The 14035-nt window shown below is 40.5% G+C and carries 8 protein-coding genes and 1 riboswitch; all 8 genes read left to right on the forward strand.

Annotated features, from left to right (window positions below):
- The first annotated feature begins 66 nt into the window (after window positions 1–66).
- The gene (locus tag BW935_RS15560; RefSeq protein ID WP_076502714.1) at window positions 67–4383 is read left to right on the forward strand and encodes a PAS domain S-box protein; all 4317 of its coding nucleotides are present in this window, start codon (window positions 67–69) and stop codon (window positions 4381–4383) included.
- Window positions 4384–4441: 58 nt separating this feature from the next.
- Window positions 4442–5749, forward strand: a complete 1308-nt coding sequence (locus tag BW935_RS15565) for a hypothetical protein (RefSeq protein ID WP_076502715.1) — start codon at window positions 4442–4444, stop codon at window positions 5747–5749.
- Between the two features lie 118 nt (window positions 5750–5867).
- Window positions 5868–5971: riboswitch (SAM riboswitch) on the forward strand.
- A gap of 70 nt (window positions 5972–6041) precedes the next feature.
- Window positions 6042–7085, forward strand: coding sequence for a homocysteine S-methyltransferase family protein (locus tag BW935_RS15570; protein ID WP_076502716.1), 1044 nt, complete (start codon window positions 6042–6044; stop codon window positions 7083–7085).
- Window positions 7078–9774, forward strand: a complete 2697-nt coding sequence (metH, locus tag BW935_RS15575) for a methionine synthase (RefSeq protein WP_076502717.1) — start codon at window positions 7078–7080, stop codon at window positions 9772–9774. Before BW935_RS15570 ends, metH begins: the two co-directional genes overlap by 8 nt.
- A gap of 87 nt (window positions 9775–9861) precedes the next feature.
- The gene (gene metF, locus BW935_RS15580; RefSeq protein WP_076502718.1) at window positions 9862–10815 is read left to right on the forward strand and encodes a methylenetetrahydrofolate reductase [NAD(P)H]; all 954 of its coding nucleotides are present in this window, start codon (window positions 9862–9864) and stop codon (window positions 10813–10815) included.
- Window positions 10816–12177: 1362 nt separating this feature from the next.
- Window positions 12178–13026, forward strand: coding sequence for a hydroxymethylglutaryl-CoA lyase (locus BW935_RS15585; protein ID WP_076502743.1), 849 nt, complete (start codon window positions 12178–12180; stop codon window positions 13024–13026).
- A 124-nt stretch (window positions 13027–13150) separates the two neighbouring features.
- A complete protein-coding gene (locus BW935_RS18580) occupies window positions 13151–13291 on the forward strand; it encodes a hypothetical protein (protein WP_217695377.1) in 141 nt (46 codons plus the stop codon).
- A 108-nt stretch (window positions 13292–13399) separates the two neighbouring features.
- Complete coding sequence (locus tag BW935_RS15595; RefSeq protein ID WP_076502719.1) at window positions 13400–13963, forward strand: PepSY-associated TM helix domain-containing protein; 564 nt, start codon at window positions 13400–13402, stop codon at window positions 13961–13963.
- The last annotated feature ends 72 nt before the right edge of the window (window positions 13964–14035 follow it).

Raw genomic sequence — 14035 nt, forward strand, 5'->3', positions numbered from 1 at the left:
TGTAGTTTAGTCGCAAAGCTTAAATTGTACATCCTAACTGAATCGAAGCTAAGATTACCTTCCAAGATGAACCAATTCCCCCAAATAGATCTAATAAGTTTTTTTGATCAAGTAAATGAGCCTATTCTGGTATTTTCACCAGACAAACTTGTCTATTCGAATCAATATTTTAAGCAGAATTTTAATTTATCCTTTGAAGGGTATCAAGATTTTTTCTCAGGTTCTGCTATTGAAGCAGAAATTAACAAATTTTTTCTTGATGGTGACTTACCGAAAGTGGAATTTATTAAATCACTGAAAGATAAGCGTGGAAATCTAAGAAGCTTTGAGTGGATTTTTGTCAGTATGCCCAATGCTCCTGAAGATAGACTACTTTTTGTGAAGGGGAGATTGATCAAAGATATCATGGAACTGAGTGAAAAGGCCAATCAATCAGCATCACAGAATGCTGATCTTGAACTGGTCAAATCTATCCTCCGATACAACCACGACATGGTAGTGATCTTGGATGAAAAAGGAGAATATAAATTTATCAGCTCCTCAATCATCGAGAAATTAGGGGTGGAACCGGAGAAAGTATTGGGAAAGACCTACAAGGATTTCGTCAATCAAGGTATTTTGGAGATTGTGACGGGTGATTTCGAACAACTCTTGAGAACAGCGGAGGAAGTGAATTTTGACTTTTGGATTAAGATTCCAGGTAGGAAAAAAGTATACATAGAGAGTTATGGTAGAAATCTACTCAAAGACCCACAAATCAGGGGGATACTTTTCAGTGCCAGGGACATCACCGCTTATAAAAAGGCTGAAAAATCACTTCAAAAGCGTTATGAATTAGAGCGACTGATTAATCGAATTTCTAAAAAATTTGTAAATGCGACGCAAGAACAATTAGACGAAGTTTTCAACGATTCTTTGCGAATACTAGGGGAATTTGAAAAAGCAGATCGTGCGTATATTTTTCTTTTCCATGAAGTTAAAGGTGAGATAGAATATGCTTATGAATGGGTGGCTGAAGGGATTGAACCACAGATGGAATACATGAAAAGTATCCAAATCACTGATGATCTACTCACCATCAAGTCTCTCAAGGAAGGGGAGATTTTTATCATTCCCGAAGTATCTAAAATGGATGATAAATTCTCTTATGAAAGAGAAATTTATTTGCAACAGGGTATTGAATCTGTGATTTTGATTCCGATTTTTTCTGAGAACAAATTGATAGGTTTCTTTGGTCTAGATGCTGTAGGTCAGGCAAGAGCCTGGCACGAGAAGGATGAGTATGTACTGCGTCAACTAGGAGATGTCTATGCTGGGACTTTTATCAATCGATCCATCAAAAAGCGTCTTGAGCGAAATGAAAACCTGCTAACTTCAACAGAATTACTTGCTAAATCTGGCTCTTGGAGATATAGTAATTCTAAAAATAAACTGTTCTTTTCCAAAGGATTGAATATCCTATTTGGAATAGATGAGCGTGTAGGGTCTGCTTCAGTTATCGAACTGGTCAAAAAGATTGATAAAGCTGATAGGGCTGGATTTCTAGACAATATCAACAAGGCTATCAATAGGCGTAGTTCTGTTTCTGGGGAATTTAATCTTATAGGAGCAAAAGATACAAAGTACATCAGCTATACCATTGAAGTAAGGAATATTCCAGGGACGTCTAATTTTGAAATTTATGGTTATTGTACTGACATCACTGACAAGCGGGATGCAGAAAAATACCTCAAACTCCAATCCCAAATCCTCGCACAGGTAAATGATCCTGTGTATGTGACAGACAATCAATTGAAGGTCATTTATATGAATGAAGCAGCTTTCAAGGAATGTCAACTTGAAGGTGAGACAGAGTTTGATGGGAAAATAACCGCACTTTTTGATTTTAATTATGAAGAGCAGTTTGACTTACAGGAAGTGCTAGAAGACCTTGATGGGCAAGATGAATTTAGAAAAGAGCTTGTACTTCAAAACATCAAAGGCAAAACTGACCCCTATGAATTATCTGTTCAGGTTTTTTGCAATGATTTAAAGGAACCTATAGGTTTTTCATTTTTGATTAGAAACTTATCCCAATTATTCAAGCAGCAAGATTTGGCCAAAAAAGCCAAAATGATTGTGGAGAATAGTTCGGCCATACTTTTTACAGTGGATCCCAATGACCATTTCAGATTGGTCTACATCACTGAGAATATCAAGCAATTTGGCTATAAGGCAGATGTGCTCTTGGCTAGCGGCGTGAGTATTCTTGACTTGATTCATCCAGATGATGCCGAGCAGCTGGTACATTACCATTATGCCAAAAAGGATGGTAAAGGAGTACCTGCCTTTTCAGGAGAATATAGGATTCGTAAGAAAGGTGGCACTTATCGCTGGGTAGAAGATAAAACACAAGAGGTGTATGATTCCAATGGTAAAATCATCTTACACGAGGGCTTGCTGCAAGACATAACCGAACGTAAGAAAAATAGGGAAGAAATCATCCGCTCTCAGCAGCGATATAGGGTCCTTGCTGCCAATATTCCATTGACCAATGTGTTTTTGATTGATAAGAACCTTACCTACATAGTAGCTGAGGGAACAAATTTCGGAAATTGGGGAATGTCTTCTGCTGATTTTGAAGGGAAGTCACTCGAAGAAATCCATAAATACAATCTTCACGAAATCAAACCCGCGGTAATGAGGGCATTGGAGAAAAGGGAGTTTGTCCAGAAAACCTTACTTTATAAAAAGAGAGTCTACGAAATGACCGTAAGGCCGATCATTTATGATGGAGAGGTAGAGTATGCATTGGGTATTGTGAGAGATATCAATGAAGAGTTTGAGGCAAAGGAAAACTTAAGAGCTAGTGAGGAGAAGTATAGGACATTGGTGGAAGAGTCTACCGAAATCATCTTCTCTTTATCCCTAGATATGGAACTGACTTATGTCTCTCCAAATGTGAAGCAATTCTTAGGGTATGAATACAAGGAGGTGACAGGAAGGAAACTGACTGAGTTTCTCCACGAAGATGATTTGATGGTGTTTTCAGACATCTTGAAATCCGCATCTACTGATTTCTTTGAAGTCAACCAATATTTGGAATACAGGCTAAAGCATAAGTCGGGAGAATATCGAGTTTTTAGCTCTAATGGAAGATTGATCAAAGATGAAATGGGCAATATCCGACATTATACGGGCATAGCTAGGGACATCACTAAGCTCAAGGAAGCTCAGCGTGAACTATTTCACGCCAAGGATCGAGCAGAAAAAGCATCTACCATCAAATCACAATTCTTGTCCATTATGAGTCATGAGATCAGGACTCCAATGAATGCGGTGATTGGGATGGCACATTTGCTGATAGAAGATGAACCAAGACCAGATCAATTGGAGAACTTGAAAACCCTGCAATTCTCTGCAGAAAATCTTCTTGGTTTGATCAATGATATTTTGGATTACAGCAAGATTGAATCTGGGAAAATAGAACTGGAGCGGGTTGCCTTTGATCTCTCTTTGGTGTTCAATCGTATCATTCACTCATATACCTATCAGACTAGAGAAAAAAGCCTAGAGGTTAGTTTTGATGTAGATGGTACACTTCCAAAAGTGGTGATGGGAGACCCAGTTCGTCTGGCACAGGTCGCAAATAACCTGATCTCCAATGCGATCAAATTCACTGAAAAGGGTTTCGTAAGGATTCATTTGAAAAATCTTCAAGAAAGTGCAAATGAAGTAAAAATCAGATTTGAGTTTGAGGACAGTGGGATAGGGATTCCAGAAGAAAAGTTGGGAACTATATTTGAAGCATTTACGCAAGCAAGTGCAGAGACAACTCGTAAGTATGGAGGTACCGGACTTGGATTGGCAATCGTAAAAAGACTCGTAGAGTTGTTTGGAGGGCAGATTCATGTGGCGAGAATGTCACATGGTGGCACCATGTTTAGTTTTGAAATAGGATTTGAAAAGCCCGATATACAATTGCTCGAAAGCAAAGAAGAGGAGATCAATACAGAGAAAAACCTATCACATGCCAAAATTCTCGTCGCTGAAGATAATTTGGTCAATCAGATCATGATCAAGAAGTTTTTGAGTAAGTGGGGCGTCAAAGAAGTCGTCATGGCCAATGATGGCAATGAAGCTATAGAGGCAGTATTGTCTCAATCTTTTGATTTGATTTTATTGGATTTGCAGATGCCAGAGAAGGATGGCTTTGAAGTAGGAGCGTTTATTCGTGCGCATGAAGATGATGCTATCAGAAATCTTCCCATTATAGCATTGACAGCATCATCTTTGTTGGAGGTGAAGGATCAATTGGATGCAGTAGGCATGAACGATTACATTCCTAAGCCCTTCAATCCAGATAACCTCTATGCCAAAATCATCAAATACCTCAATGTTTGATTTTACAGCGCTTTTGTATTGAGGTTTTTCAATTAATTTTGGAAGACAAATGCCAACTATGAAAAATCTTATTTTCGTCTTTGTATGCTTTTTTGCTATTGGAGGAGCCTTTGCCCAAAATAATGAAGGGAATAGGTCGACCTTTTATGTGACTTATGGACAGACGGGAGCAAACCTAAGATTGTTCAATGAAATGTTAGCCAACAAGGGGCTCACCCCTATGCGAAGTGGGTATTCTAACTTGGGGATGGGCTATCAAACAAGGTATAATGACTTTATCCTAGGATTTGAAATTTATCAAAATGCAGGTCTTAAATCTACTTTCAATGGATATGATATTGATTATAGGTCAACCCGTGCTTTGCTCAATGTTGGTTATGCCTTGACAGAAGAGGGTCGATTTCAGTTTATACATTACATGTCTTTAGGTTCTGGTTTTTTGAACTTTCAGATGTTGCGGGAAAATACCGCTCAAAATATCAATCAATTTCTGGAACAGCCTCAGCATGGATTTATCTTGAGAGACGGTAATATTCATAAAGGATCAAGGTATTTTACAGGTCTATTGACAGAAATAGGATTTCAGATGAGTTATGATTTAGACATTCCTGGAAGAGAAGAGGTTTTTGAAGTGATGGCAAAGTTTGGCTACTCTTTCAGTCCATTTGAAGAATCATGGGAATTGAATGGAATTCGATTTGGGAATGTACAGAGTGGCGCTTTTTTCAGAGTTGGTACGGGAATTTCTCTTCCAGATCGAAACTTCTTCTATCGTGACGCCTCTCTTTCTGCTCAGATATTGACGGGGTTTCATTTTACGCAGCCTAATCGATTCAATGAATCTCTTGAAGCAAATGGATTAGAAGCCTTCGAAGGGCGACCTAATAATTGGGGTATCAAAATTCTTGGTGAGTCCAAAGGTTGGCTATACGGCATGGATCTATACAACCTAGGGATGAAAGGTCAGGCGAAAGAGAATCACTCCCATACCCTCAACAGTGTAAGGATGTACGGGAATGCAGGGTATAAATTCTTTGAGCGAAAAAATTTCGAAATAGGAGGACTAGCTGGGTTGGGGTATGCGAATATCAGGTATACACTCACCAACAATATTAAGCCTGACTTTCCAAGGCTTTTTGAGGAGCCAGATTTTGACGGGTATTTGAGAAATGCAGGAATAATGGCTAAACCTGAGCTTTATATTGCTTATGGCATTCCTTTCACTTCTGAAAATGTCTTCAACTTACTCTTTTCTGTACACGGAGGCTATGAAGTTCCTCTCAGTAGATATAGATTGGCTAGCGTGCCTATGTATCAATACATGTCAAATTCCTATCTTCACTTCACAGTAGGAATTAGGCCTTAATCCCTTTTTTGTTGTAAAATCATTTCATTTTGTTGTAGTTTATTATCAAATTCTCCACGTTGACAAAGATTTTTTAGAAAAGTTGATATTATTGAGAATTAGGCAGTACCTTTGGACTTGCTTATCGAGAAAGACCGAGGGAAGGGCCCTGCGACGTCTTAGCAACCTGAATCAACAAGGTGCTAACTCCCATTCTGAAATTAGTTCAGAAAAAGATGAGCGGTAGATTAGATTCAAAAATCTTTTTTCCCGGTTCTTGCTCGCATAAGTTTTTGAATATATAGCGACAGACATGAATAGAACCGAGTTACTTCTTAGCCAATCACATAAAAGAATCCTTATCCTAGACGGAGCCATGGGCACCATGATTCAGCGATACAAGCTTACTGAAGAGGATTTCAGAACTCCTGAGTTGAGAAATCACCCAAAACCCCTCAAAGGTAACAACGATTTACTTTCACTCAGCCGACCTGATATCATCAAAGCCATTCATGCAGCATACCTAGAAGTAGGAGCAGATATCATCGAGACGAATACCTTTAGTGGGACTACAATTGCTCAGGCTGATTATGGTTTAGAGCATTTAGCATATCAGATCAATTATGAATCTGCGAAGCTAGCCAAAGAGGTGGCGTTGGAATATTCTGAAAAGACCCCTGAGCAACCAAGATTTGTCGCTGGCGCTGTAGGACCGACCAATAGGACGGCTTCTATATCCCCAGATGTCAACGACCCAGGATATCGTGCTGTGACTTTTGATGAGCTATCAGTTGCTTACAAGCAGCAAGTGGAGGGTCTCCTTGATGGAGGTGCTGATATCATTTTAGTAGAGACCATATTTGATACGCTGAACGCCAAAGCAGCGATATATGCTATTCAGGAGGTTTTTGAAGAGAAGGGTTTGCCACTAGATCCTAAGGAAGGAGGAATTCCAGTGATGATATCAGGTACGATCACTGATGCATCCGGTAGGACATTGTCAGGGCAGACTACGGAGGCATTTTTGATATCTGTATCCCATATACCCCTATTCAGTGTGGGTTTGAATTGTGCACTCGGAGCCAAAGAATTGCGGCCTTATTTGAAAGTCCTTTCAGAAAACGCACCTTTTAATGTCAGTGCTTACCCTAATGCAGGATTGCCTAATGAGTTTGGTCAATATGATCAAGATGCAGCAGAGATGTCGGGTCAGGTGGAGGAGTTTCTCAAAGATGGTTTGATCAATATACTGGGAGGGTGTTGTGGAACTACACCAGACCATATTGCTGCTTTGGCTAAGACAGCAGCAAAGTATAGTCCAAGGAAATTAGAATTTGTAAACGATTCAGATGAGTAAAATCAAAAATATAGATGTGATGAAGCTTTCGGGGTTGGAGCCTTTGGTTTTTACACCTGAAATCAACTTTGTCAATATAGGAGAGCGAACTAATGTCACAGGGTCTAAGAAATTTGCCAGATTAATTCTCAATGGGCAATATGATGAGGCACTGGATGTGGCATTAGAGCAAGTTCGTGGAGGAGCGCAGGTATTGGATGTGTGTATGGATGAGGGGATGCTGGATGGCGTAGCAGCGATGCAAAAGTACCTCAACCTGATTGCTTCTGAGCCTGAGATCAGTCGAATTCCTATCATGATCGATAGTAGTCGCTGGGAGATTATTCTGGCTGGGCTGAAGTGTATTCAGGGCAAGGGGATTGTCAATTCAATCAGTTTGAAAAATGGAGAGGCTGAATTTATCCATCAGGCCAAGACCATCAAGAAATTTGGTGCAGCAGTAGTTGTGATGGCTTTTGATGAAGTAGGGCAGGCGGATACCTATCAGCGAAGGATCGATATCTGCAAGCGTAGCTATGATATATTAGTTCAACAGGTGAAATTCAATCCTCAGGATATCATCTTTGACCCCAATATTTTTCCTGTAGCCACAGGAATGGATGAGCATAGAAAAAACGCTTTGGACTTTTTTCATGCTACGCAGTGGATCAAGCAAAACCTCCCAGGTGCCAAAGTCAGCGGGGGAGTGAGTAATGTGAGTTTTTCTTTTAGGGGAAATAATCCTGTGAGGGAAGCCATGCATGCGGCTTTTCTCTATCATGCCATCAAGCATGGTATGGATATGGGAATTGTCAACCCAACCATGTTAGAAGTCTATGATGATATCCCAAAAGACTTGCTTCAAAAAGTAGAAGATGTACTTTTTGATAGGCATGATTCGGCTACAGAAGATTTATTGGAATTTGCAGAGACGGTCAAGGCTTCAGATAAGAAAGAGGCTGCGGCTGAGCTATGGAGAGAAGAACCCGTTGCTAATCGAATCGAACATGCTTTGGTCAAAGGAATCATTGACTACATCATCGAAGATACAGAAGCAGCTAGGATTGAACTCAAAAATCCGCTCAAAGTCATTGAAGGGCCTCTTATGGATGGGATGAATGTGGTGGGGGATCTTTTTGGAGAAGGTAAGATGTTTCTGCCGCAGGTAGTGAAATCTGCCAGGGTGATGAAAAAGGCCGTAGCTTACCTAGAGCCTTTTATGCCAAAAGTAGGAGATGTGGATTACAATGAAGAGCAATGTAGCATCAAGAAGATACTTTTGGCCACTGTGAAAGGTGATGTGCATGATATTGGCAAAAACATAGTGGGTGTAGTACTCGCTTGTAATAGTTATCAAATCATCGACCTAGGTGTGATGGTTGATGCGCAAAAGATCATCGATGAAGCGGTCAAGAATAAAGTTGACATTATAGGATTGAGTGGTCTGATCACACCGTCTTTGGACGAGATGGTTCATGTAGCTGCTGAGATGGAGCGACAAGGCCTTCAAATTCCATTGCTCATAGGTGGGGCTACGACTTCGAGAATTCACACAGCTGTCAAAATTGATCCCGTGTATTCTGGAACAGTGATTCATGTAACGGATGCATCCAAATCTGTCCCCATAGCAGGTGAGTCCATCTCTGAAGAGACCAAAGAAGCTTATCATAAGCAAATCAAGGAAACGTATAGACAACTAAGAATCGAGCACGAAGCCAAACAGCAAGTGAAGCAAATGGCAACGTATGAAGAAGCCAAAGCTAATCCAGTATTTATTGATTGGGAGCATTACCAGCCTGTGGTGCCATCTCAACTTGGAACTACTGTATTGGAAGATTTGGACCTGAATATTTTGAGGCAATACATCGATTGGACGCCTTTCTTCAGCACCTGGATGCTTTCGGGCAAATACCCTAAAATCCTCCAAGATGAAGTTGTAGGTCAAGAAGCACAGCGACTTTTCAAAGAGGCCAATGACATGCTGGATCAAATCATTGCTGAGAAATGGCTTCAAGCCAAGGCAGTAGTGGGATTATTCCCTGTGGACCGTGTAGAAGATGACTTGGTACTTCCAGATCAGGGTGTGAGTTTTCATTTCTTGAGACAGCAAGGCAAGAAAGGTAAAGGTGTACCTAATCGTTCCTTAGCTGATTATATTCACCCTGATCAAACAGATTATCTAGGAGGCTTCGCAGTGACTGCTGGCTGGGGGATAGAGTCCAAGCTGAAAGAGTTTCAAGACAAAGGAGACGATTACAATGACATCATGCTCAAAGCGCTTGCGGATCGACTTGCCGAAGCGGGAGCAGAATACCTGCATGAGTTGGTGAGAAAGCAATTATGGGGCTATGCTCAGGATGAAAATTTGGATAATGATGCACTGATCAAGGAAACGTATACAGGTATCAGACCTGCGCCAGGGTACCCTGCCTGTCCAGAACATAGTGAGAAGCGGACGCTCTTCGACTTGTTGCAAGTAGAAGAAAGCATAGGAATCACTTTGACGGATAGTTTTGCCATGTACCCTACCTCTTCGGTAAGTGGGTTTTACTTCGGGCATCCTGAAAGTAAGTATTTTGGATTGGGCAAAATCGGAGAAGATCAAGTAAAAGATTATGCTAGAAGAAAAGGTATCAGCCAAGAGCAAGCAGAAAAGTGGCTTTCTCCAAATCTAGCCTATTCACCATCATTCAATATTCAAGAGCCCTAGGCATGAAATGTCCTCCAGCAAAGATTCTACTCAATTCAGCAACATTAGATTCTTTGAAAGGGTGGCTTAAAGACAAAATATAAGAAAATGAAAATTACAGAATATATCTCTCAAGCTGAAAAAACGCTTTTTTCTTTTGAGATCCTCCCACCACTAAAGGGACAAAGTCTCAAGGATCTTTGTGAAGGAATAGAGCCTTTGATGGAGTTTCAACCCCCTTTTGTGGATGTGACCTATCATAGAGAAGAATTTATTTACAAAAAGCATCCAAATGGCCTGCTCGAAAAGGTCAGCACCAAAAAACGTCCGGGGACTGTGGGAATATGTGCTGCGATCATGAATCGATTTCAGGTAGAAGCAGTACCACATTTATTGTGTGGGGGATTTACAAAGGAAGAGACAGAAAATGCCCTGATTGACCTCAACTTTATTGGTGTGCAGAATGTATTGGCTTTGCGTGGAGATGCTCCCAAAAGTGAGAATAAGTTTGTGCCTGAGCCTGATGGGCATGCATTTACCAAGGACTTGGTAGCTCAGATTATAGGGATGAATCAGGGGAAATACCTGCATGAAGAGACTGAAACAGGTTTTCAGACTGATTTCTGTGTGGGAGTAGCAGGCTACCCAGAGAAGCATTTCGAAGCACCAAGTTTGAAGTTTGACCTCAAGCATCTCAAAGAAAAGGTCGACGCAGGAGCCGAGTACATCGTTACGCAGATGTTTTTTGATAATGCAAAGTATTTTGATTTTGTCAAGAAAGTCAGGGATCTTGGAATTACTGTACCGATTATCCCAGGCCTAAAGCCTATCACAACTTTGGGGCAGATTACGATGTTGCCGAGAACTTTCTTCCTTGATTTGCCAGATGCATTGATGGACGAGTTAGAAAAATGCAAGACCAATGCAGATGTCAAGCAAGTCGGTATCGAATGGGCGATCCAACAAAGTAAGGAGCTGATTACAGCGGGCACCCCATGTCTACACTACTACACCATGAGTAAGGCTGACGCGACTTATAAGATTGCTAAGGAAGTCTTCTAAAAACCTTTGAGGTCTTTATTTATTCCATGCTTATTCACTTAAATTTATTTGAGACCTCGAAGGTTTGAATTAGCTGTGCCAAACCCTAGAGGTTCTTTGAAACCTCAAGGGTTGCCCAAGTAACCTTTGAGGTCTTTATTTATTCCATGCATATTCACTTAAATTTATTTGAGACCTTGAAGGTTTAAATTTATCATGCCAAACCCTCGAGGTTTTTTGAAACCTCAAGGGTTGCCCAAGTAACCTTTGAGGTCTTTAAAATTCATGTTTACTCACTTGAATTTATTTGAGACCTCGAAGGTTTAAATTTATCATGCCAAACCCTCGAGGTTTTTTGAAACCTCAAGGGTTGCCCAAGTAACCTTTGAGGTCTTTATTTATTCCATGTTTATTCACTTAAATTTATTTGAGACCTCGAAGGTTTGAATTAGCTTTACCAAACCCTCGAGGTTTTTTGAAACCTCAAGGGTTGCCCAAGTAACCTTTGAGGTCTTTATTTATTCCATGCTTACTCACTTGAATTTATTTGAGACCTCGAAGGTTTGAATTAGCTGTACCAAACCCTCGAGGTTTTTTGAAACCTCAAGGGTTGCCAAGTAACCTTTGAGGTCTTTATTTATTCCATGCATATTCACTTAAATTTATTTGAGACCTCGAAGGTTTGAATTAGCTGTGCCAAACCCTCGAGGTTCTTTGAAACCTCAAGGGTTGCCCAAGTAACCTTTGAGGTCTTTATTTATTCCATGCTTATTCACTTAAATTTATTTGAGACCTCGAAGGTTTGAATTAGCTGTGTCAAACCCTCGAGGTTTTTTGAAACCTCAAGGGTTACCCAAGTAACCTTTGAGGTCTTTATTTATTCCATGCATATTCACTTAAATTTATTTGAGACATCGAAGGTTTAAATTTATCATGCCAAACCCTCGAGGTTTTTTGAAACCTCAAGGGTTGCCCTAATAACCTTTGAGGTCTTTATTTATTCCATGCTTACTCACTTGAATTTATTTGAGACCTCGAAGGTTTGAATTAGCTGTGCCAAACCCTCGAGGTTCTTTGAAACCTCAAGGGTTGCCCAAGTAACCTTTGAGGTCTTTATTTATTCCAATCATATTCACTTAAATTTATTTGAGACCTCGAAGGTTTAAATTTATCATGCCAAACCCTCGAGGTTTTTTGAAACCTCAAGGGTTGCCCTAATAACCTTTGAGGTCTTTATTTATTCCATGCTTACTCACTTGAATTTATTTGAGACCTCGAAGGTTTAAATTTATCATGCCAAACCCTCGAGGTTCTTTGAAACCTCAAGGGTTAATAATTACACAAAAATTTGTTCCTCCAGACCTCTCAGCCTATCTTCAAGGTATGATTAAACTGATAGAGTGTCCTAGGGATGCCATGCAAGGGCTTCCTCAATTCATCGATACCGCCATCAAGGCAGCTTATATCAACCAATTACTTCAAGTAGGATTTGATACCATAGATTTTGGGAGTTTTGTAAGCCCAAAAGCAATTCCTCAGATGCGTGATACCGCAGAGGTACTTGAACTCTTGGATCTTTTTGAGAGCAAATCAAAGCTTCTTGCGATAGTTGCCAATACTAGAGGAGCCGAGGATGCTTTGCAGTTTGAGCAGATTGATTATCTCGGTTTTCCGCTTTCTGTATCTGAGACTTTCCAGCAGCGCAATACCAATAAGTCTATTCAAGAGGCTCTAAGTACAGTGGAAGAAATCCAAAACCTTGCAGAAGTCAAAGGTAAGACACTTGTGACCTACCTCAGCATGGGCTTTGGTAACCCTTATGGTGACCCTTATTCCCCAGAGTTGATCGCTGATTTTGTTAAACAACTAGATGAGCTGGGTATCAAAATTATCTCTTTTGCTGATACTGTGGGTACAGCCAGTCCAGCATTGATTAGCAGCCTTTTTGAAATTAATATCCAAGCTTATCCACACATTGAGTTTGGTGCGCACCTACATACCAAACCGGATGAATTGGAACCCAAGATCAAGGCAGCGATCAAGGCAGGTTGCCTGAGGTTTGACGGGGCAATCAAAGGCTATGGCGGTTGTCCAATGGCCAAAGATGACTTGGTAGGAAATGTAGCTACAGAATCTCTGATCAAAATTCTTGAAAAATGTGGTAGAACTCCAGCCTTGAATATGATGGAGTTCAACGAAGCAATGAAATTAGCCAATGTCGTTTTTGCCTAGTTGAGAATCTAATTTCACCGTTGATATGAATCTTTTTGTTTGTGGATGAACTCCCTTATACTTTCGGGTTCTTAAGTAGGGCTTGCTGAAAAAGTCTCAGGTATGCCAGATTCAAAGCGGGCGAATGAAGATGTATGCTTATACTTCGATTGAGCCCAATGAAGAACCTGTCAAGTTGCCAGGCAGGGATGGTATGCCTGAGACTAGCCTGAAAATTTCGAGTTTTGAAATTTTCAAGAGCACGCAAATCAAGCTATATCATTGAATAAACTTGCACTTGCTTAAAAAGAAAACACTTGTTAAACGGGGTTTTCTTCAAAATTTAAAGAATTTATTCTCCAATTGGCGTTTTTCAGCACGCCCTAAGTAGAAAATGCCAAAAATCAATCAACTAGTCACCCAAACCAGAATCTCTCGCAGGCTACACAAGTGGTTTGGTGTGCCTATTGCTGTTTTTTTGATTTTAGTTTCCGTGACAGCGATTATGTTGGCTTGGAAGAAAGAAATGCGCCTCATTCCAACGAGTCAAAAGACAAGAGTCGCGGAAGGTGCTAGCTGGATACCTGTAGAACAAATCATTGTAGCAGCGACCACTCATATGAAAGACAGTGTGGGTAAGAGCTATGAAATAGATCGGGTAGATATCCGGCCAGATAAGGGAATTGCCAAGGTGGTATTTAAGAGGCATTTTACAGAAATCCAAGTGGATGGCTTATCAGGTGAGATCCTCTCGGTCAGTCAGCGCAACTCTGACCTGATAGAAAAAATCCATGATGGCAGTATTTTGGACTTTATCTTTGGAAGAGATGGGGGCGTGAAGCATATCTACTCCACAGTCACCTCAATATTTTTGATACTGCTATGTGTCACAGGCTTGCTGCTATGGTACAACCCAAAAGCAATAAAGAAAGAAAAAGCGAGGAGAATAGAACGCTGATAACGCTGATCTAGCGGATTCACACTGATAGTGATTTTTGCAAACGTAGCGTTTTAAATCTGTCAGACGGTT

The sequence above is a fragment of the Belliella pelovolcani genome (assembly GCF_900156785.1).
Taxonomy (GTDB): Bacteria; Bacteroidota; Bacteroidia; order Cytophagales; family Cyclobacteriaceae; genus Belliella; species Belliella pelovolcani.